Here is a 19,395-nt window from a genome sequence, read left to right as displayed (position 1 = left end):
TGAAGTGCAGGAGTGAGTAATCACTATGAAGTCCTCGGTGTGAACCGCGATGCGAGCGGCGAGGAAATCAAGAAGGCCTACCGCAAGCTCGCGCGAAAGCTGCACCCGGACGTCAACTCCGGGCCGGATGCCTCTGAAGAGTTCAAATTGGTCACCCGTGCCTACGAGGTGCTCTCGGACCCGCAGAAACGGCGCGTGTATGACACGACCGGCAACGAGAACGGGACCGACAACGGATTCGGCGGCGGACACGCCGGGCCGGGCTTCGCCTTCCAGGACATCTTCGAAACATTCTTCGGTGGCGGTGGTGCCAGCGGCCCGCCGTCGCGCACCCGTCGCGGCCAGGACGCCCTGATCGCCGTGCGGATCGACCTGGTCGACGCCGTCTTCGGGATCAACAAAAAGATCGACGTCGATACCGCAGCAGTGTGTCCCACCTGCGACGGGTCCTGCTGCCAGCCCGGCACTTCCCCCCGAACCTGCGACATTTGCGGCGGGTCGGGTCAGGTGCAGCGTGCGGTGCGGTCCATTCTGGGCCAGGTCATGACCAGTGCCACGTGTGGCACCTGCCAGGGGTATGGCACCGTCATCCCGAACCCCTGTAACGAATGCAACGGCGACGGTCGGGTGCGTAGCCGTCGGAGCCTCACCATCAAGGTGCCCGCAGGCGTGTCGACCGGCACCCGCATTCAACTGGGGGGCCAGGGCGAGGCCGGTATGGCCGGCGGACCGCAGGGCGACCTCTATGTGGAGATCCGGGTTAACCCGGATCCCTCCTTCCTCCGTGAGGGTGATGACCTCCACGTCACCCTCAGCGTGCCGATGACCGCCGCCGCCCTGGGCACCACCGTGAACCTCGCCTCCTTCGACGGCGACCAGGAACTGGGGATCAAAGCAGGCACGCAGTCGGGCGAGATCGTGACTCTTCGCGGACTTGGCGTCACCCACCTCCGCGGGTACGGGCGTGGTGACCTCAAGGTGCACCTGAACGTCGAGACTCCGCGCAACGTTGACCAGGCGCAGGAAGAGCTGCTGCGCAAACTTGCCGAGCTCCGCGGCGAGGAATTTGTTGAGGGTCAGCTGGCCAGCAGCGGTTCAGGGGTGTTCGCGAAGTTGCGGGAGCGGTTGGGTAATCTCTAGGGGTGAGCAACGCACTCTACTTCGGAGACCCTGAGGCGCTGGCTGCTGTCCTCCCCGGAGCCAGTTTCACCCTCACCGGGGCCGAGGCCCGGCACGCGGCGACCGTCAAACGGCTGGCAGCCGGCGAGACGATTGACGTCGCCGACGGCCGCGGGCGCAGAATCGTCGGCGTGGTCACGGCCAGCGCCGGGCAGGAAGTCACCCTCGAGGTGCGAACGGTGATTGACGAGCCGGCCCCCGCCTGCCGTCTCATCCTGGTGCAGGCACTGGCCAAGGGGGACCGGGATGAACTGGCGGTCGAGGCCGCCACTGAACTGGGCGTCGATGCGGTTATTCCCTGGCAGGCGGATCGAAGTATTGTCCGTTGGCGCGCCGACAAGGCGCTCAAAGGGCAGCGAAAATGGGAGTCCACGGTGTGGGGAGCCGCCAAACAATCACGGCGTGCCACCCTCCCCGAGGTGCTGCCATTGCACGACAGCGGGTCTCTGGCAGCCTGGCTTGCCGGCGTGGACCTCGCCCTGATCCTCCACGAGGACGCTGAAAATGGGGTTGGGGCACTGGTTGGGCCACAGGCCGACACCCCGCCCACCAGCATTGCAGTGGTGGTCGGCCCCGAGGGGGGCATCAGCGGGCAGGAGCTGGAGCTGTTCGTGTCGAACGGTGCACATCCGGCCAGGCTCGGCGGCCAGGTGCTGCGCTCCTCCACCGCCGGACCCGCCGCCCTCGCGGTCCTGAGCCAACTGCTGGGCCGCTGGTAGCCGGTTCAGTTCCGTGCTCACCCGGGAATAAGGTCCCGTGCTCACCCGGGAATAGCAAGCCCCGGGAAGGAAAGCAGGAGGCTCAGCTGCCTACTGCACCGTGACGCGCTTGGTGTCGGTATCGAGTTCACGGTTCTCCTGGACGCCCTGCGGACGGTCGAAAACGCTGATCTCGTATTCACCGGGCACCAGGGCGATCGTGAACTCGAAGAGTCCGGGGGAACTGGCGCTGGCGTCCAGTCCCACCGTTCCAGTGCGGTACGATTCCAGCTCATCGCCGACCACTTCGTCGATCCGCCAGTGCAGGACCGCGTTTTCCGTCATTCCGCTGCCTGACACGGTGATCGTCGGCTGGTCGCGGACCGCCCCATGCTGGGGTTCGATGATCCAGATCGGAGCCATCAACGCCGAGTCCCGCTGCAACGGGCCACCGAGTTCGATGTGGCCGAAAGCGTTGAACCCCGCCGCTCCGTCCACCAGGACGACGACGCGGCTGGGGTCACCGCCCGAGACCAGGCCCGCGTTGGCCGCCGCCGCTGTGGCTGTGTATACGAGCTGCTGGATGGCACGATAGGCGGCACCCTGGTCGAGCTGCGCATCGAAGGCCTCGGCCGAGATATCGACCGTAATAACGTTGTCGGGGGAGATTGATGCGCTGACAGACTCGGCGGGGGACCACGACCCAAAGTAGTCGGGATCGATTGGTGAGTTGGCGGTCATCGCCTGGACCGCCGCCGCGATTGGGTCACCACCGTTCCCGCCGTCCAGGAACTCCCGGTAGAGCTGGATGCTTCCGTCGTTGTCTCCCATCCAGTAGACGGGGAGCAGGTTGCGCAGGGTAGCGGATTCCGTCACTGCGGAGTGCTCTGCCGACGGTGGGCCAGCTGACGTGTTTGGTCGTCCAGAAAGCGAGGCCGTCGCATCATCGCCGGGGACCGGTGCGCAGCCACCCAGGCCCAGACCAGCGAGGACGATTAGCGCGGTGACCGAGAGAGCGCGTCCAGGCCAGCGCCGGGCAGCATCGCGTTGAAAGGACCACTCCATTCGCGTCCTGTCCTTTCGCTGTGCCACTCGGCCGGATTGGTGCGCCGCCGAGTAATGCACTCAAAGCAACGTTTCCAGCTTCGCATATGGCAACAGGCTCCGAACGGGGTTTAGCCAAGTCGTCGCCGGACTGAGACAGGATTGAAACCGGGCCGTTGCCCAGATGAGATCATCTGCTTCCTGAGCGCGCGGAGACGCCGCAAAACCTCCGGTTCCGTCGACGGCGGAATCCGGTGGCCGGGGACGGCCGCCGGGCAGGGACGTAACGTAAGATTAGTCAAGGGGCGGTATGCCGTCACCAACCGATTCAAGGAGAGATGGAAGGCCGCGAGGGCCGATTATATGACCGATTCTTCAGTTGGCATCAGCGCAGTGGGCTTGGACACGAAGGTGGTCCACTTCGATTCGACGGAACAAATGGTTCAAGCGCTTGGAACCAACGATGAGGCGCTGAGGCTGATCGAGAGCACTTTCGTGGGGGTCAATCTTCACGTCCGGGGTAATGAGCTGTCGATCACGGGCCCAGCCGTCGACGTCGCGCGCACCGAACGTCTGATCTCCGAGATCCGCACCCTCGCAGCCAACAACACCACCGTCAACCCCCAGGTTCTCAAACAGCTGGTGTCCATGTTGAAGGATCAGTCGGTGAGTAGTCCCTCCGATGTCCTCACCATGAACATCCTCTCCTCCCGTGGCAGGACTATCAGGCCAAAGACCCTGAACCAGCGGGACTACGTCGAGGCGATTGACCGGCACACGGTGGTGTTTGGCATCGGCCCTGCGGGCACCGGGAAAACCTACCTTGCCATGGCCAAAGCTGTTCAGGCGCTGCAGCATAAGGAAGTCAACCGGATCATCCTCACCCGCCCGGCCGTCGAAGCGGGGGAGCGGCTCGGATTCCTGCCCGGCACCCTCAGCGACAAGATCGACCCGTACCTGCGTCCGCTCTACGATGCGCTGCACGACATGATGGACCCGGACAGCATCCCTCGACTGATGGCGGCCGGCACCATCGAGGTGGCACCTCTCGCCTACATGCGGGGCCGTACCCTCAACGATGCGTTCATCATCCTGGACGAGGCCCAAAACACCACCCCCGAGCAGATGAAGATGTTCCTCACCCGCCTGGGGTTCGGTTCGAAGATGGTGGTCACCGGCGACGTCACCCAGGTGGACCTGCCCGGCGGGACCAACTCAGGGCTACGGGTGGTCAGTGAAATACTTCAGGGTGTGCAGGACGTCAGCTTCCGCACCCTCGACGCCTCCGACGTCGTCAGGCACCGGCTGGTGGGCGACATCGTCACGGCCTACAGTGCCTGGGACGAGAACCAGCGGGCCTCAGCTGCCCGGGATCACCGTGGCCCGCGCGGTCATGCCGGGGCCAAACCGGCTGGAGGCAAACCATGAGCATCGAGGTCAACAACGAGTCGGGGATAGCGGCGGACGAGGAAAACCTGATCCGCCTGGGCCGGTTCCTGCTCGACAGTCTCTTCGTGCACCCGGAAGCTGAGCTCTCGATCATCCTGGTCGACACCACCGCAATGGAGAAACTGCATATCGAATGGATGGACGAACCGGGTCCCACCGACGTCCTGTCCTTCCCCATGGACGAGCTACGACCAGGCACGGCGGGGCGGCTCACACCAGCGGGAGTGCTCGGTGATGTTGTCCTCTGCCCCGAGGTGGCGCAGACCCAGGCCGAGAAGGCAGGGCACTCAACCCAGGAAGAGTTGCTGCTGCTGACCACCCACGGACTGTTGCACCTCCTCGGATACGACCACGCCGAACCCGAGGACGAGGCTGAAATGTTCGGTCTGCAACGCCGTCTGCTGGCCGATTATCTGGGCGGAAAAGCGCCCGAGGAGACAATCAGTTGATCATTTGGCTGCTGGCCTTCATGGCCTTGGGGTTTGTTCTGGTCGCAGCGTTGGTAACCGCAGCCGAGGCCGCCTTCAGTTACCTGCCCCGCCAGGAAGGCGAAGAACTTCTGGCCGGCAAATCTGGCCGGTCGCTGCAGCGTATCCTCGCCTCACCGATCGCCCACATGCATGCCCTCAGGTTCTGGCGGGTGTGGTTCGAGATGGCAGCCGCTGTGGCGGTCGCAATCCTCTTCCACGACCTGCTCAACAACGTCTGGATTGCCGGTCTGCTCGCCACCGCCACCATGGCCGCCGTCGGATTCGTGCTCGTTGGCGTTTCACCGCGCCAGCTCGGCCGGACCCACGCGAGCAAAGTGGTTCCAGCGACCGCGGGTCTGGTGAGATTCCTGTGCGGGATCCTCGGACCGATCCCGCGGTGGCTCGTTGCGCTCGGAAGTGCCATTACCCCGGGTGCGGCCCGGGCCGAGGCGGCGTTCTTCACTGAAGAGGAATTCCGCGAACTGCTCTCCCGTGCCAACGACGCCGAAATGATCGAGGACAGCGAAGCGGAACTGATTCACTCAGTCTTCGAACTGGGTGACACCAAGGTGCGGGCAGTGATGGTGCCCCGCACCGACATGGTTCCCATCGAAACCGGGTCCACCCTGAAACAGGCGATGTCGCTTTTCCTCCGCTCTGGCTATTCGCGGATCCCGGTGATTGGCGACAGTGCTGACGACATCATCGGGATCCTCTACCTCAAGGATGTCGTGGCCCAACTGCATGGGCCCGACGGTCGCGACGAGGACCTGGTCGACGGTATCTGCCGGGGAGTGCGCTACGTCCCCGAGTCCAAGCCGGTCAGCGATTTCCTGCAGGAGTTGCAGCGGGAATCGACCCACGTCGCCATCGTCATCGACGAGTACGGTGGAACGGCAGGGCTGGTCACGCTTGAGGACCTCATTGAGGAAATCGTTGGGGAGATTGTCGATGAGTATGACTCGGAGGTGCCGGAACTTGAACAACTGGGCAACGGCGAATACCGGATCAGCTCACGGATGGGAATTGATGACCTGGGCGAAGTCTTCAACGTGGACCTGGAAGACGACGAGGTGGACACCGTTGGTGGACTGCTCGCCAAGACACTGGGCCGGGTCCCGATCGTGGGCAGCGAGGTAACTGTCGGCAGTATCGGCCTCCGCGCCGAACGTGTCGAGGGGCGCCGCAACCGGGTCTCGCACCTTATTGTGTGGAAACGGGAACCAGCATTCGACGACGACGGCCGGGACCGGAATCCCGCACAACTTCAAGGACACGGCGGAATATCATGAGCGAACAGAAGCACCGGGCCGGGTTTGTTTCCCTGGTCGGCCGGCCCAACGCAGGCAAATCGACGTTGACGAACGCGCTGGTGGGACAGAAGGTGGCAATCACCTCGTCCAAACCCCAGACCACCCGTCACACCATCAGGGGAATCGTGCACCGCGAGAACTCCCAGCTGATCCTCGTCGACACGCCAGGCCTGCACCGTCCCCGCACCCTGCTGGGCCAGCGGTTGAACGACCTCGTCGCGGACACCCTGGCCGAAGTGGATGCCATCGGGTTTTGCATCCCGGCCAACGAGCCAATCGGCCCCGGTGACAAGTTCATCACCTCGCAGCTCTCCCGGTTGCAGCGGAAACCACTGATCGCCGTCGTCACCAAAACCGACCTGGTGGACCGGGCGGCCTTGACCCGCCAGCTGATGGCCGTCGTCGCCCTCGGCGAGGAAGTATTGGGGGAACAAGGCTGGGCCGATGTCGTTCCCGTGTCCGCTGCAGACGGGTTCCAGGTCGAAACGGTCGGCGACGTTTTCGTTTCGCATATGCCGGAATCACCAGCCCTGTACCCTGACGGCGCGCTCACCGACGAGCCGGAAGCCGTGATGGTTGCTGAACTGGTGCGAGAGGCCGCCCTGGAGGGTGTCCGCGACGAAATGCCGCATTCGCTCGCCGTGGTGGTGGACGAAATCGTTCCGCGGGAGGGTCGCAGCGCCGACAATCAGCTCCTCGACGTCAGGGTGAACCTGTTCGTCGAACGTTCCTCCCAGAAGGCGATCATCATCGGGAAGGGCGGCGCGCGTCTCCGCGAGGTTGGCACCAACGCGCGCCAGAGCATCGAAGCTTTGCTGGGCACCCGGATCTACCTTGACTTGCACGTCAAAATTGCCAAGGATTGGCAGCGCGATCCCAAGCAGCTGGTGCGCCTGGGCTTCTGACCGGGCACTACCCGGCTGCAACACACGTTGTTTTTAGTGGCTGGGAGCTATTTGCTCAGCTGGCACGCACGCCAACGACTACCGACCGAATTCTTCGAAAGGGCTGCAACGCATGAGTCGTCGACACGCCGATGCTGGCCAGAACGCTGAGGATTCGGCGGGAGCCCCCGTGGGACGCCACCTGGGCCACCAGGCACCACCGCGGGTCCTGAAGATTATCGCTATCGCCCTGGCAACCGTCCTCGTCGCTGGAGTCGGGTTCGCTTCAGTGCAGCTTCTCCGGCTGCAGGGCAATGTGGCAACCCAGCCGCTGAACCTCTCGACGGACCGGAACGAGACCGACAAGGCCAATCTTGACCGGGACCCGGTCCAGATTCTCGTTCTCGGAACCGACACCCGTGAGGGCGCCGAAAACGCTGCCTACGGCGGAGCCGAATTCACCACCGAAACCGGCAACTCCGACGTGATGATGCTGATGCACCTCTCGGCCGACCGCGAGAATGTCACAATGGTCAGTTTCCCCCGCGACCTGCTGGTCCCGCTGCCCGCCTGCCTGGACCCGGAGACCGGGACAATGACCCCCTCGCAGGACCTCGCGATGCTCAACGGTGCGCTCGGCAACGGTGGGCCGGGGTGCACGGTGGCCGCAATCAACGAGCTCACCGGGCTGAAAATCGACCACTTTATGATGGCGGATTTCAACGCGGTGAAGGAACTCTCGTCGACTCTGGGTGGGGTCGAGGTCTGTGTCAACAACGCGGTTGAGGATACCTACTCCGGGCTGAGCCTTCCCGCCGGCACCTCCGAGGTGGAGGGCGAACAGGCCCTGGCTTTCCTGCGGACCCGGCATGCCTTTGGCGACGGTGGGGATGAAGGCAGAATCCGCGCACAACAGTCGTTTATGGCGTCGATGGCGCGCAAAATCCAGGACGAGGGCACCCTCACCAACCTGCCCCGGATGTACGCGATCGCCGAGACCATCACCAAGAACCTGACGGTCGACGACGGCCTGAGCCAGATTCCCGATCTCCTGCGGTTGGCCGACCGGCTCAAGGACGTTGACCTTGCCAAGGTAGCCTTCGTCACAATGCCCGTGCTGCCCTACGAGCCTGACCTGAACCGGCTGATCCCCGATGCGGAACCAGCCGAGGAACTGTTCGAGGCGCTGGTCGCCGATCGCAGCATCGTCGGCGAACCCGAGCCGGAGCCGTCGGAGTCAGACCCGTCGGGAACCACCGATGCTTCCGCCTCGCCCGACGCCGAGCCGACCGACGAGCCGGTCCTCGACTTCGATCCGGCAGCCGTTCCGTTCACCATCATCGACTCCTCGGGAAAGACCGATCGGGGTGAGGAGATCCAGGACCTTCTCGTGGAGGAGGGCTACACCCAGGCAGTAGTCACCGAGGACGTGGCAACTCCGGCAACCCAGCTCTTCGTCGGATCGGGTTATGAGGCAATCGGCGTGGCAGTGGCCGAACTGTTCGGACTCGCTGAGGTGCAGGTCCTGTCCAGCCCGGCCACCGTGGGTCTGGCGTTGAGCGTTGGCACTGATTTCACCGCCGGCTCGACCGTCGACACCGACGGGCTCCCGCCGACCCTGACGGGCCAGACCGCCGATCAGGTGACCTGCCAGTCCTAGAGCAGCCGAAAACGGCTACCAGATCCGGACCCGCTCAGCCGGGTCCAACCACAGGTCATCGGTGTCCGTGACCGAGAAGGCGTCATGGAACTGGTCAAGGTTCCGCACCACCTGGTTGCAGCGGAACTCGTTGGGGGAGTGGGGGTCAATGGTCAGGCGGCGGAGCGCTTCCTCGGCGCGGATCTTCTGCCGCCAGCAGCTGGCCCAGGAGAAGAAGAAGCGCTGGGCCCCGGTCAGCCCAGCCACGATTGGCGGCTCGGCGCCGTCCAGGCTCAGCAGATAGGCGCGGTAGCCGATCGACAGACCGCCCAGATCCCCGATGTTCTCGCCCAGCGTGAGGCTGCCGTTGACTGAACTTCCTGGCGCCTCAGCAGGGCAGAGCGCATCATACTGGTCCACCAACCGCTGGGTGAGCGAGTCGAAGGCAGCACGGTCCTGGTCGCTCCACCAGTTTTCGAGGCGCCCGCTGCCGTCGTACTGGGAGCCCTTATCGTCGAAGCCGTGACCGATCTCGTGACCGATCACCGCCCCGATTGCCCCGTAGTTCACTGCCGGGTCGGCGTCGACGTCGAAGAACGGTGGCTGCAGGATCGCAGCCGGGAACACAATCTCGTTCATCGTCGGCATGTAGTAGGCGTTCACGGTCTGCGGGGTCATCAGCCAGTTACCCCGGTCGATCGGACCACCCAGTCGGGAGAGTTGGCGGTCCAGTTCGAATGCGGTGGAGCGGCGAACGTTGCCGTAGGTGTCGCCGTCGACAATCTCCAGTGACGAATAGTCGATCCATTGGTCCGGGAAACCGATCTTGGTGTGGAACCGGTCCAGTTTGGCGAGGGCACGGGTCTTCGTCTCGTCGGTCATCCAGTCGAGCGAGGTAATGCTTACCCGGTACGCGGCGAGAAGGTTTTCGACCAGGTCGAGCATGATGGCCTTGTGGGTCGGTGGGAAATGCCTCGCGACGTACTCCCGCCCCACAGCTTCGCCGACAGCACCCTCAACCAGCGCCACCCCACGCTTCCAGCGGTCCTTGATCTCGGGTGTGCCACTGAGGTGGGTGCCGTAGAAGGCGAAAGCCGGGTCCACAAAGGAACTGCTGAGATAGCCTGCCGCGTGCAGCAGCACCCGAGTGGTCAGCCAGCTCTTCCAGACACTCAGATCCTCGACCGCCAGCAGCTGGTCCACAGCTGCCAGATAGTCCGGCTGATTGATGACCACTTCGTCGGTTCCCTCACGCCCCCGGGTGAGCTGCTCCAGCCAGGAGCTGCTGAAGGGGGCGAGCTCGGCCAGTGCGTCGCCGGTCAGCAGGTTGTAGGTGGCCTGCGGATCGCGGCGGGTGACGGCATCCATGTGGGAGGACGCGAGCCGGGTCTCCAGTTCGACGACTGCCTCCGCGCGAGTCTGAGCCTCGGGGTCACCCGCCGCGGTGAGCAGGGCGACGAGCAGGGTCAGGTACTCGGCTCGGGTCTGACTGAATTTTTCTTCCCGATAATACGATTCGTCGGGCATTCCGAGGCCGGACTGGTGCAGGTGCAGCAGGTAGCGCTCGGGTTTCCCGGCGTCGTTACTGACATAGGGCAGCGCAAGGCCGGCAATTCCGGACCGCGTGAGCTCACCGTCCAAAGCGACCAGTTCCGCGGTCGACGTTACGGCGTTGATCCGATCGAGGAGCGGAAGCACCGGTGCGACACCCAGCTGCTCGATCCGCTCCTCAGCCATGAATGAACTGTAGAGAGCCTTGATCCTGAAGTTGTCGCCGGCCGGATCAGCTGTGGCCGCGGCATCCTCGATGATCTGCCGCACGGCCAGTTCAGCGGCATCCCGCAGCTGGGTGAATGCTCCTTCGAGGGGCCGGTCCGAAGGAATCTCCGTGGAGTTCAGCCAGGTCCCGTTGACGTGCCGGAACAGGTCGTCCTGCACCCTCGCGTCGGTGTCTGTTGCCGCCTCTGTGGTCCCTGCCAATGCCATGGGTTTTCCTAACTGGTGTGAGTCGAATCAGTCCGAAGCCCATCCTATGCTCCGTGCTAGGGTTGGCTTGTGCGCGCAGAACTGCTCCTTCTTAGCTGCCGCGGCGGGGCCATCACGACCAGGTAGTCAACACGACACGGTCAAGGCCGATTCCCCGCTGCGGAGTCTGTAATGCCCGGCCCCAGCCCAGATATCTGGTTTTAGTCCCGACACATGGACTGCTGAAGAGTCTGCCCCGCGAACCTCCACAGAACAGGCCACACCCCATGCGCAACGCACAAAAATCCTCCGGAATGCCGTTCCATAAATACACGCCCTTCCAGGATCAGATCTCGGTTCAGCTGCCCGACCGCACCTGGCCCGACAAGGTCATCACCCAGGCGCCACGCTGGTGCGCCGTTGACCTGAGGGACGGCAACCAGGCCCTCATCGACCCGATGAGCCCCGAACGCAAGCACAAGATGTTCGACCTGCTCGTTCAGATGGGTTACAAGGAAATTGAGGTCGGATTCCCGTCGGCATCACAGACCGATTTCGATTTCGTCCGCCAGCTGATCGAGACGGACCGGATTCCCGACGATGTCACCATCCAGGTCCTCACCCAGGCCAGGGAACACCTGATCGAGCGCACCTACCAGTCGATCGAGGGCGCAGACCGGGCCATCGTCCACCTCTACAACTCGACGTCGGTGCTGCAGCGCCGGGTGGTGTTCAACCAGGACATGGACGGCATCATCGACATCGCACTGACCGGGGCGCGGCTGTGTAAGAAGTTCGAGGAGACCCTGCGGAACACCGAGGTCACCTACGAGTACTCTCCCGAGTCCTTCACCGGCACCGAACTGGAATTCGCCGCACGAATCAGCAACGAGGTCGCGGCTGTGCTTGAGGCGAGTTCCGACCGCCAGATGATTTTGAACCTCCCGGCAACCGTCGAAATGGCCACCCCCAACGTCTACGCTGACTCCATCGAGTGGATGTGCCGGAACCTGGACAACCGTGAAAACATCATCCTGTCGCTCCACCCCCACAACGATCGTGGCACCGGGGTAGCAGCGGCGGAGCTCGGCTACCTGGCGGGGGCTGATCGGATCGAGGGATGCCTGTTCGGCAATGGTGAACGCACCGGAAACGTGGACCTGGTCACCCTCGGCATGAACCTTTACGGTCAGGGCATCGACCCGATGATCGACTTCTCCGACATCGATCACATCAGGCGGACCGCGGAATACTGCAACCAGCTCCCCGTCCCCGAACGCTCACCCTATGGCGGCGACCTGGTGTTCACAGCCTTCTCCGGCTCACACCAGGATGCGATCAAGAAGGGCTTCGAGCGAATGGAGAGCGACGCCGCCGAGGCTGGAACAACAGTCCAGGACATCCCCTGGGCGGTCCCCTACCTGCCCATCGATCCGAAGGACATCGGGCGCAGCTATGAGGCAGTGATCCGGGTGAACTCGCAGTCCGGCAAGGGTGGCGTGGCGTACCTGCTGAAAAACGAGCACAGCCTCGATTTGCCCCGCCGCGCGCAGATCGAGTTCTCGGGGGTCATCCAGCGCCGCACGGATACCGTCGGTGGGGAAATCAGCGGAGCCGAACTCTGGAAGGTGTTCCAGGACGAGTACCTGCCGAGTCGCGCCGCAGGAGCGGGCACCTGGGGCCACTACGCACTCACCAGCGTCAACACCGCGACTGCTGAGGACGACTCCTTCAAACTGACCGCCTCCCTGCTCGTGGACGGCGTCCAGCAGCGACGCTCCTCCCAGGCGAACGGCCCGATCGCTGCGCTGCTCGCCATTCTCGGCGAAGACGGGGTGGATGTGCGCGTGCTCGATTACACCGAGCACGCACTGTCCGCTGGCGGCAACGCCCGCGCCGCAGCCTATGTCGAGTGCACCATCGGGGAACGCGTGCTGTGGGGTATCGGCATCGATGCCAACACCACCATGGCCGCACTGAAGGCGGTCATTTCTGCCGTAAACCGGGCGATCCGCGACCAGCAGCAGCCCAGCTAGCTGCAGCAGCCACGTGGCGCCGCGTGTGCATCCATCGGGTGGGGCTCACCGCCGACGGATGCACACGTGCGGCCCAAGGGGTGCGAAAATAGGTCTGTGTCTTCGTCCTTCGCCTCCCGCACCTACCGCGCCGAAGGCGTGGTGCTGCGCACCTACAAGCTGGGCGAAGCTGACCGGATTATTGTCTTCCTGACCCGCGACCATGGGCAGGTCCGGGCGGTAGCCAAAGGCGTGCGACGGACCAGCAGCAAGTTCGGGTCCCGGCTGGAACCCTATATGACGGTCGATCTGCAGCTGGTGGCTGGCCGCAACCTCGACGTCGTCACGCAGGCGCAGACCAAGGGAGCCTACGGGCATGGGATCGCTGCCGACTACGGACGGTACACCGCCGCTGCGGCGATCGCGGAGACCGCCGAGCGGCTGACCGACGCCGACGGCGAGTCCTCCGGTGCGCAGTACAACCTGATCGTGGGGGCCCTGTCCGCCCTGAGCAGGGGACTGCACGCGCCGGAGCTGATCCTCGACTCCTACCTGTTGCGGGCTCTTGCCACCGCGGGGTGGGCGCCGAGCTTCACCGACTGCGCCCGTTGCGGCACGCCCGGCCCTCATACCGCGTTCTCGGCACCGCTCGGTGGCGGCGTCTGCCCCGACTGTCGGCCACCCGGTGCGGCATCGCCAGCGCCGGAGTCTATGGAACTGCTCGCCGCCCTCCTGTCCGGAAACTGGGGAACAGCGGATGCCTCCAGTCCGCAATCCCGCAGGGAGGCGGCGGGATTGGTGGCAAGCTATCTACAGTGGCACCTCGAACGCGTCGTCAAATCTCTCAAACTAGTGGAGCGTCAGTGAACCAGGACCGACCAGGTACCCGCCCCGTCCGGCCATGGCCCCATCCATCGGGCGAGGTGGCACCGGCTATCCCGGCGCAGTTCGTGCCAAAGCACGTGGCGATTGTGATGGACGGGAACGGCCGATGGGCCAACCAGCGCGGGTTGCCCCGGACAGAGGGGCACCGGGCGGGTGAGGCTGCGCTGCTCGATGTGATGGCCGGCGCCATCGAGATTGGGGTGAAGCACGTGTCCGTGTACGCCTTCTCCACCGAGAACTGGAAACGGTCGCCCGAGGAAGTGCGTTTCCTGATGGGGTTCAGCCGGGATGTGCTGCGCCGGCAACGTGATCAACTCGACGCGTGGGGGGTGCGGATTCGCTGGTCGGGCAGGCGGCCACGGTTGTGGCAGTCGGTGGTCAAGGAACTCGAAGTAGCCGAACAGCAGACCCTGGGGAACACTACCTGCACCCTGACAATGTGCGTCAACTATGGTGGCCGCGCCGAAATCGCCGACGCCGCCAAAGCGATCGCCGAGCAAGTGGAGGCCGGTAGGCTGCGTGCGTCGGCCGTGTCCGAGAAAACCATCCAAAAGTACCTTGATGAACCCGACCTCCCGGACGTGGATTTGTTCCTGAGGACGTCCGGGGAGCAACGGTTCTCCAATTTCATGCTGTGGCAGTCCGCCTACGCAGAGATGGTGTTCATGGACGTGCTGTGGCCCGACGTCGACCGTCGGGTTTTGTGGCGGGCCATCGGCGAATACGCGGGCCGTGACCGACGGTTCGGGGGCGCCGTGGATCAGTCGTCGCCAGCGACCAAATAATGCCGCCACGGCCGACCCGGTAGCGTCCCGGTGGTGACCCGGTAGCGTCCCCTTAGTGGCTGGCAGGTTCAGCCTGCCTGCTGCTGGCAGCGCAGCCACCGATCCAGGGATCGGTATACCCCGCGGCGGACAGGTTCCCGGGACAGCAGGACATCGTGCAGGGCGCCCTCAAACCGGCAGACGGTGACGGTGGGGCCGAGCTGGAGCGCCCGTTGGGTCATCAGGGTGACATCGAGCACGCTATCCGAGGTCAGCATTGAGTCATTCCAGACCGGGCTGACCGACGAGCGGGCCGAGGCCAGAACCAAGACGGGCACGTCGATGGCCAGGCCCCTCCGCACCTGTGCGTGGCCCGCCAACACTGCTGCAACCCAGCCGGCCCGGATCGGGAAGCCGAACTCGGGTCGCCACTGTGGGTGGATTTCCCACTCGCCGTCGGCGGCGTTGCTGATGCTGCGCCAATAGAAGCCAAACTCCGGCAAGATCAGCTTCGCTTTCGGCTTGAACCGGATGATGGGGTCCAACAGGCCCTGGGTTGCGCCACGCAGGATCGGGTTGCTCTGCACATCGAGCCAGGGGCTGTTCAGGATCAGGCTCTCGATCCTGCCAGGGTTGCGGTGGGCCCACAGGGAAGCGATCAGCCCGCCCGTCGAGTGGGCCATCAGGTGAATCAACACGTCGGTTCCCACGCCGTGGCGCGCCCTGACCCGGGATTCAATCGCCTGCAGCGCAGCGTCAATATCCTCGTCATACTCGTCGAGGTTCGCCACATAGCCGGGGGTTTGCCCGTCACGGAGACTACGCCCGTACTTTTTCAGATCCAGCGCATAGAACTCAACGCCGCGGTCGGCACAAAAGGCAGCCAGGCCACGGTGCAGGAAGTAGTCGCTCCAACCGTGGATGTACAGGACGGCGCTGACTGGGGGAGGGGCGACGCTCGGGGCCTCCGGGACGGGGGCCAGCCGAGCCGTCAAGCGGGACCACCAGTTGGCCAGGTGCTGCAGGCCGGGGGAGGTCTCCGGCGTCGGGGGAGTTTCAGCGGTGACTGGCGGCGTGTAGGTCACCAGTGTGGCGACGCAGGGCCCCTCATCATCAGCAGCCAGTTTGAGGTCGGCGGCGGTGAATCCGTCGCCCAGATAATCCGGTCTCCATGTCAGCCCCATTCGAAAACTGTAGCCCGTCTCACCACGGGTCCAGCAGATTCGCTGGTCGGTGCGTGCAACGCAAGTTGTTGTTGACCGCCCCAGCGTGGGAGTTTTAGATCATGCGAATCTACCCTGCCCTTTTTCAACTGGTCTTTGCCCGCATGGACGCCGAAAAGGCCCATCGCATTGGTTTCCGGCTGATTCGCGTGGCCGAGCGTACGCCGGCCGGCCTGGTACTGCGGCACCTGACCAAACCGCACCCGGGCCTGCAGACCTCAGCCTTCGGGCTCACCTTCCCTTCCCCGTTCGGTCTGGCCGCCGGATTCGACAAGGAAGGGCACGGCATCACCCCACTCACCAGCCTGGGATTCGGGCACATCGAGGTGGGCACCATCACCGGGCAGGCGCAACCGGGCAACCCGACCCCGCGGCTGTTCAGACTGGTCGCCGACCGGGCAGTGATCAACCGGATGGGCTTCAACAACGACGGCGCCGCGGCCGTTGCCCCGCGGCTGAGGGCGGCACGCACCAAACTCGAACGGCGGTACGTCGCCAACCGGCCGATGATCGGGGTCAACATCGGGAAGACGAAGTCGGTCAATCTCCGCGACGCCGTCGAGGACTACCTGGTCAGTACCCGCGAGCTGGCGCCCGCCGCCGACTATCTGGTGGTCAACGTCAGCTCACCAAATACGCCCGGCCTGCGCCTCCTGCAGAACGTCGAATCGCTCCGACCCCTGCTCACTGCCGTCAGGGCAGCGGCCGATGAGGCCGCCGGGCGGCCGGTTCCCCTCCTGGTCAAGATTGCACCCGATCTTGAGGACCAGGACATCGACGACGTCGCGGCCCTCGCCGTCGACCTTGGACTGGACGGCGTGATCGCGACGAACACCACCATCACACGGTCAGGGCTGGTGACCGACAACGCGACCGTCATGAAGTGTGGAGTCGGCGGCCTCAGCGGGGCGCCGCTGAAGCAGCGTTCGCTCGAGGTGCTTCGCCGTCTCCGCGCCGCCGCCGGTGAGAACCTGGCGATCGTGTCGGTGGGCGGGGTCGAGTCAGCGGAGGACGTCCTCGAACGCCTCGATGCCGGCGCCACCCTGGTGCAGGGCTACACCGCGTTCCTCTACGAAGGACCATTCTGGGCCCGGCACATCAACCGGCGCCTGGAAGCCCTGCTCGCGGCACGGCAGTGACCCCGAAACAGTGACCCCGCAAAAATAACCCCGAAAAAAATAACCCCGGGCCGCTGGGCGCCCCGGGGTTATTTTTCTAGAGATAGTCAGGCGGGGTACTGGCCGCGCTTCACCAGCGGCTTGGGCAGCCGCAGCCGGCGGAGCTGCAGCCCACGGGTGACTCCGTACCAGAGGTCACCGCGGGCAGGCTCGCCGAACTTGGCGGTCAGCTTCGACTTAAGTGAACGCCGCAACAGGAAACAGTCCAGCACAACGGCGAGGATCAGGATCCAGAAGGCGTTCAACACGATCGCCTGTACCTGGAGGTTCTGCACAAAGCTCAGGAGCACAAACACCAGGGCGGCAACCATCAGGAATTCTCCGAGGTTCCAGCGGGCATCGACGAAATCCCTGATGTAACGACGGGCTGGGCCCTTGTCTCGCAACGGTAGGTACCGTTCATCGCCGGTATCGAGGGCCTGGCGCGTTTTGAGCCGCTCTGCCCGCTGCGCATCACGGCTTGCGGCCCTGGCTGCCTTCCGGTCATCAGGCACCAACGGCCGTTTCCGCGCAGCCTCCTGCGAGCTACGGCGTGGCGTCGGCGCTCCCTTGCCTACTGGGCGCTCTGCGGGTAACTGGTCTACTGGGGCCTCAGGGGCCTCTTTTTTTCGTCCAAACACCCTCCAAGGATACCCGGCCTGATCGGACCCGTGGTCCCGGTCACTGTGTAAGGTCGACAGCATGACTCCCGAACAGCCTTCGTCCAGCACCGACTATTCAGTACAGGAACTCCGGGCGGCAGTAGCCGCCGGGTTCGACCAGACGGTCAGTCAGCTCGTCGGCCTGGTGGCCATTCCGGGAATCGCCTGGGAAGCCTTCGACCCGGCGCAACTGGATCGCAGCGCCGCCGCCGTCGCCGAGCTCATCGGCGCCGCAGGCATCAGCGACGTCCAGGTGCTGCGGGTCAGCACGGACGGGGTGCCGGGCGGCCCGGCTGTCGTGGCGCGTCGCCCCGCCGCCCCAGGCAAACCGACCGTGCTGCTCTATGCCCACCACGACGTCCAGCCTCCCGGCGATCTGGAGCTGTGGGACAGTGAACCGTTTACCGCCGTCGAACGTGACGGCCGGCTCTACGGCAGGGGAGCCGCCGATGACAAGGCGGGCATTATGGCGCACCTAGGTGCACTGCGTGCACTCGACCAGGTGCTGGGGGAGGACTTCGGCGTCGGCGTCACCTTGTTCATCGAGGGTGAGGAAGAGGCCGGCTCGCCGACCTTCAGGACCTTCCTCGAAACCCACCGGGAACTGCTGCAGGCAGACGTCATAGTGGTGGCAGATTCCAGCAACTGGAAGGTCGGGGTTCCGGCGCTGACCACGAGCCTGCGTGGCCTCGTCGATGGGACCGTCGAGGTGCAGGTCCTGGAGCATGCCGTTCATTCGGGAATGTTCGGTGGACCGGTGCTCGACGCGCCGACCCTGCTGTCCCGTCTGATCGCTACCTTCCATGACGACGCCGGTGACGTCGCGATCGCCGGTCTGGCCGGCGGTGACGACGCGACGGTCGACTACCCCGAGGCCGATTACCGGGCCGATGCGTCAGTGCTCGACGGCGTTCGTCTCGCCGGCACCGGATCGATCGCTTCGCGGCTCTGGACCAAACCCGCACTCTCCATCATCGGGATCGACGCACCAACGGTTGCGCTCTCGTCCAACACCCTGCTTCCCCGGGCCCGAGCCAAGTTCAGCTTGCGACTCGCCCCCGGCCAGGACCCGGCGTCGGCCATGGCCGCGGTGAGGGACCATGTGGAACGCAACGCCCCCTTTGGCGCGAGGGTCACGTTCACCGCGGGGGAGACCGGCAACGCCTTCGCTGCCGACACCACCGCACCGGCAGCAAAGACCGCACTCTGGGCGCTCGAAGAATCGTGGGGGGTCCCGGCGGTTGAAGCCGGTATGGGCGGGTCGATCCCGTTCATCGCCGATCTCACCGAGGTCTACCCCTCCGCGCAGATTCTGATCACTGGGGTGGAAGATCCGGACTCCAGGGCACACAGTGCCAACGAATCGCTGCACCTTGCCGAATTCCAGAAGGCAGTCCTCGCCGAGGCCCTCATGCTGTCCCGGATCAATACCGACGGGTTGTGAAAAGCCGGGGGTTGGTCCCGAACGGGACTGCCGACGTACCATTGGGTAGGACGCAAAACCGCGACACGTGTCCACAGCGAGGAGAAACCCGTAATGAGTACTTCCACCAGCGAAACCACCACAGAGACCACCGAGGCCGCGTTGGCCGCACACGAGGTGGCGCTATCTGAGGTAGCTGCCGACAAGGTACGCAGCCTCCTCGAACAGGAGGGCCGCACCGACCTGCGCCTGCGCGTCGCCGTGCAGCCCGGCGGCTGCTCCGGTTTGATCTACCAGCTGTACTTCGACGAACGAACCCTCGACGGCGACGCCATCAGGGACTTCGACGGCGTCGAGGTCATCGTCGACAAGATGAGCGTTCCCTATCTTGCAGGCGCCTCCATCGATTTCGAAGACACCATTTCCAAGCAGGGCTTCACCATCGACAACCCCAACGCTGGCGGTTCCTGCGCGTGCGGCGATTCATTCCACTAGCACGTGTCAGCTGCCCAAACAAACGCACAGATGACCTGCCAAAAGTTCCACGGCAGGCCGTCTTTGTGTCATCCAATGGCGGCGGTAACAGGTAAGCTCTACAGTAAGTAGTAAAACTAAATGTGTGCTT

17 protein-coding genes are annotated in these 19,395 nt (G+C 64.4%); 13 read left to right on the top strand and 4 right to left on the bottom strand.

Going from position 1 to position 19,395, the window contains the following annotated elements; all coding sequences use genetic code 11:
* The first annotated feature begins 12 nt into the window (after positions 1-12).
* A complete protein-coding gene (dnaJ, locus tag ACX80Z_RS03475) occupies positions 13-1,140 on the top strand; it encodes a molecular chaperone DnaJ (RefSeq protein WP_019482775.1) in 1,128 nt (375 codons plus the stop codon).
* Positions 1,141-1,142: 2 nt separating this feature from the next.
* On the top strand, positions 1,143-1,898 hold the full coding sequence (locus ACX80Z_RS03470) for a 16S rRNA (uracil(1498)-N(3))-methyltransferase (RefSeq protein WP_459314916.1): 756 nt from the start codon (positions 1,143-1,145) through the stop codon (positions 1,896-1,898).
* A 90-nt stretch (positions 1,899-1,988) separates the two neighbouring features.
* On the opposite strand, the gene ACX80Z_RS03465 is transcribed toward ACX80Z_RS03470, so the two are convergent.
* A complete protein-coding gene (locus ACX80Z_RS03465; RefSeq protein ID WP_459314915.1) occupies positions 1,989-2,942 on the bottom strand; it encodes a GerMN domain-containing protein in 954 nt (317 codons plus the stop codon).
* Between the two features lie 342 nt (positions 2,943-3,284).
* On the opposite strand from ACX80Z_RS03465, the gene ACX80Z_RS03460 reads away from it, so the two are divergent.
* The 5 genes from ACX80Z_RS03460 (at position 3,285) to ACX80Z_RS03440 (ending at position 8,697) form a co-directional block, all read left to right on the top strand.
* A complete protein-coding gene (locus ACX80Z_RS03460) occupies positions 3,285-4,349 on the top strand; it encodes a PhoH family protein (protein WP_459314914.1) in 1,065 nt (354 codons plus the stop codon).
* Positions 4,346-4,819 carry an rRNA maturation RNase YbeY gene (ybeY, locus tag ACX80Z_RS03455; RefSeq protein ID WP_019482770.1) on the top strand — a complete coding sequence of 158 codons (474 nt, stop codon included), beginning with the start codon at positions 4,346-4,348 and terminating at the stop codon, positions 4,817-4,819. The genes ACX80Z_RS03460 and ybeY overlap by 4 nt, the downstream gene beginning before the upstream one ends.
* Before the next feature lie 20 nt (positions 4,820-4,839).
* Positions 4,840-6,132 (top strand): hemolysin family protein, encoded by a 1,293-nt coding sequence (locus tag ACX80Z_RS03450; protein WP_443110918.1) that lies wholly within the window; start codon positions 4,840-4,842, stop codon positions 6,130-6,132.
* Entirely contained in the window at positions 6,129-7,058 is a 930-nt protein-coding gene (era, locus tag ACX80Z_RS03445) for a GTPase Era (RefSeq protein WP_019482768.1), read from the top strand. The genes ACX80Z_RS03450 and era overlap by 4 nt, the downstream gene beginning before the upstream one ends.
* Before the next feature lie 112 nt (positions 7,059-7,170).
* Positions 7,171-8,697, top strand: coding sequence for an LCP family protein (locus ACX80Z_RS03440; protein ID WP_459314912.1), 1,527 nt, complete (start codon positions 7,171-7,173; stop codon positions 8,695-8,697).
* A gap of 15 nt (positions 8,698-8,712) precedes the next feature.
* On the opposite strand, the gene ACX80Z_RS03435 is transcribed toward ACX80Z_RS03440, so the two are convergent.
* Complete coding sequence (locus tag ACX80Z_RS03435; protein WP_459314911.1) at positions 8,713-10,662, bottom strand: M13 family metallopeptidase; 1,950 nt, start codon at positions 10,660-10,662, stop codon at positions 8,713-8,715.
* A gap of 266 nt (positions 10,663-10,928) precedes the next feature.
* On the opposite strand from ACX80Z_RS03435, the gene leuA reads away from it, so the two are divergent.
* From leuA to ACX80Z_RS03420, 3 genes are all read left to right on the top strand, one after another.
* Entirely contained in the window at positions 10,929-12,677 is a 1,749-nt protein-coding gene (leuA, locus tag ACX80Z_RS03430; protein ID WP_459314910.1) for a 2-isopropylmalate synthase, read from the top strand.
* A 96-nt stretch (positions 12,678-12,773) separates the two neighbouring features.
* Positions 12,774-13,523, top strand: coding sequence for a DNA repair protein RecO (recO, locus tag ACX80Z_RS03425; RefSeq protein ID WP_019482765.1), 750 nt, complete (start codon positions 12,774-12,776; stop codon positions 13,521-13,523).
* Entirely contained in the window at positions 13,520-14,326 is an 807-nt protein-coding gene (locus ACX80Z_RS03420) for an isoprenyl transferase (protein WP_019482764.1), read from the top strand. Before recO ends, ACX80Z_RS03420 begins: the two co-directional genes overlap by 4 nt.
* A 68-nt stretch (positions 14,327-14,394) precedes the next feature.
* On the opposite strand, the gene ACX80Z_RS03415 is transcribed toward ACX80Z_RS03420, so the two are convergent.
* On the bottom strand, positions 14,395-15,489 hold the full coding sequence (locus ACX80Z_RS03415; protein WP_459314909.1) for an alpha/beta hydrolase: 1,095 nt from the start codon (positions 15,487-15,489) through the stop codon (positions 14,395-14,397).
* 101 nt (positions 15,490-15,590) lie between these two features.
* Between ACX80Z_RS03415 and ACX80Z_RS03410 the strand changes: the two genes are divergently transcribed.
* A complete protein-coding gene (locus tag ACX80Z_RS03410; RefSeq protein WP_019482762.1) occupies positions 15,591-16,667 on the top strand; it encodes a quinone-dependent dihydroorotate dehydrogenase in 1,077 nt (358 codons plus the stop codon).
* Positions 16,668-16,753: 86 nt separating this feature from the next.
* Here the strand turns inward: ACX80Z_RS03410 and ACX80Z_RS03405 are convergent, their stop codons facing one another.
* Entirely contained in the window at positions 16,754-17,326 is a 573-nt protein-coding gene (locus ACX80Z_RS03405; RefSeq protein ID WP_116777933.1) for a DUF3043 domain-containing protein, read from the bottom strand.
* A 61-nt stretch (positions 17,327-17,387) separates the two neighbouring features.
* On the opposite strand from ACX80Z_RS03405, the gene ACX80Z_RS03400 reads away from it, so the two are divergent.
* Positions 17,388-18,791, top strand: a complete 1,404-nt coding sequence (locus ACX80Z_RS03400) for a M20/M25/M40 family metallo-hydrolase (RefSeq protein ID WP_459314908.1) — start codon at positions 17,388-17,390, stop codon at positions 18,789-18,791.
* 93 nt (positions 18,792-18,884) lie between these two features.
* Complete coding sequence (locus ACX80Z_RS03395) at positions 18,885-19,265, top strand: HesB/IscA family protein (RefSeq protein ID WP_459314907.1); 381 nt, start codon at positions 18,885-18,887, stop codon at positions 19,263-19,265.
* Positions 19,266-19,395: the final 130 nt, after the last annotated feature.

This window comes from Arthrobacter sp. TMT4-20 (assembly GCF_054510775.1).
Note: the sequence above shows the minus strand (reverse complement) of the source record. Positions and strands in the feature narration are given on the sequence as shown.

Bases quoted from the DNA above. Each gene is read 5' to 3' on its own strand.
- ACX80Z_RS03465 (WP_459314915.1), bottom strand. From the start codon at position 2,942: ATGGAGTGGTCCTTTCAACGCGATGCTGCCCGGCGCTGGCCTGGACGC.
- ACX80Z_RS03460 (WP_459314914.1), top strand. From the start codon at position 3,285: ATGACCGATTCTTCAGTTGGCATCAGCGCAGTGGGCTTGGACACGAAG.
- ybeY (WP_019482770.1), top strand. From the start codon at position 4,346: ATGAGCATCGAGGTCAACAACGAGTCGGGGATAGCGGCGGACGAGGAA.
- ACX80Z_RS03450 (WP_443110918.1), top strand. From the start codon at position 4,840: ATGGCCTTGGGGTTTGTTCTGGTCGCAGCGTTGGTAACCGCAGCCGAG.
- era (WP_019482768.1), top strand. From the start codon at position 6,129: ATGAGCGAACAGAAGCACCGGGCCGGGTTTGTTTCCCTGGTCGGCCGG.
- ACX80Z_RS03440 (WP_459314912.1), top strand. From the start codon at position 7,171: ATGAGTCGTCGACACGCCGATGCTGGCCAGAACGCTGAGGATTCGGCG.
- ACX80Z_RS03435 (WP_459314911.1), bottom strand. From the start codon at position 10,662: ATGGCATTGGCAGGGACCACAGAGGCGGCAACAGACACCGACGCGAGG.
- leuA (WP_459314910.1), top strand. From the start codon at position 10,929: ATGCGCAACGCACAAAAATCCTCCGGAATGCCGTTCCATAAATACACG.
- ACX80Z_RS03415 (WP_459314909.1), bottom strand. From the start codon at position 15,489: ATGGGGCTGACATGGAGACCGGATTATCTGGGCGACGGATTCACCGCC.
- ACX80Z_RS03410 (WP_019482762.1), top strand. From the start codon at position 15,591: ATGCGAATCTACCCTGCCCTTTTTCAACTGGTCTTTGCCCGCATGGAC.
- ACX80Z_RS03400 (WP_459314908.1), top strand. From the start codon at position 17,388: ATGACTCCCGAACAGCCTTCGTCCAGCACCGACTATTCAGTACAGGAA.
- ACX80Z_RS03395 (WP_459314907.1), top strand. From the start codon at position 18,885: ATGAGTACTTCCACCAGCGAAACCACCACAGAGACCACCGAGGCCGCG.